This is a genomic window from Enterobacter sp. LM3, from assembly GCF_046622475.1.
GTDB lineage: Bacteria > Pseudomonadota > Gammaproteobacteria > Enterobacterales > Enterobacteriaceae > Enterobacter > Enterobacter cloacae_P.
In genome coordinates this window covers 1-598 of record NZ_JBJURN010000062.1, presented here as the reverse complement: position 1 = coordinate 598, position 598 = coordinate 1, and the positions used below count along the sequence as shown (strand labels likewise).

At 51.0% G+C, this 598-nt stretch carries 1 protein-coding gene and 1 pseudogene; both read right to left on the bottom strand.

What is annotated here, in order from left to right:
- Nucleotides 1-31 precede the first annotated feature (31 nt).
- Nucleotides 32-379 carry a phage tail protein gene (locus tag ACJ9N4_RS20940; protein ID WP_411500803.1) on the bottom strand — a complete coding sequence of 116 codons (348 nt, stop codon included), beginning with the start codon at nucleotides 377-379 and terminating at the stop codon, nucleotides 32-34.
- 5 nt (nucleotides 380-384) lie between these two features.
- Nucleotides 385-598: pseudogene (locus tag ACJ9N4_RS20935) on the bottom strand (hypothetical protein); the annotation flags it as partial.

Here is a 598-nt window from a genome sequence, read left to right as displayed (position 1 = left end):
GGCTCAAGTTTTTGATAATCAGCATGAAGACTCATGGTGCAAATGCCTGTTCAAACGTTGCCGTTACGGTTACCACTCTTACGTTTTTAACCACCTTTTTGAGGCTGTCAGCCTCAACACGCCACAGCGCCATATCGCCAAACGGTGGAGTGAAAATAAATGACTTCACTTTGTGCCGGCGAAGGAAAGCATGAATCTGGTTCGCTGTGTTCGGATCTCCTGAATATGAAAACTCATAAGTGAGCATTTCGTCATTCAGGCCTGAACCGCTCACCTGAGCGTACCCATCACCAAACTGAGCCTTTCTCACTGTGTCTTTACTGCCAAGGGAGGGTTGACTCGATGCCTTAATGCCCCACGAAAATGTCTCTATCGTCATAACGGTTACCTGCGATTGGTCGCATTCCAGATGAGCCCACCGGGCCGGATTGCCTGAGCGATACCATCATTGACAGATTTGTTAATCACCTGCTGGTACGCCTTACCCAGCCTGTCACCGTCATTTTGCTGCTGCGATCCCCCGGAGGCATTCTCGACCGTCACGGGCGCATACACTCTGACACCGAAAGGTGCTGCAGCTGGCCCTGTACCATTGCCC

Bases quoted from the DNA above. Each gene is read 5' to 3' on its own strand.
- ACJ9N4_RS20940 (WP_411500803.1), bottom strand. From the start codon at position 379: ATGACGATAGAGACATTTTCGTGGGGCATTAAGGCATCGAGTCAACCC.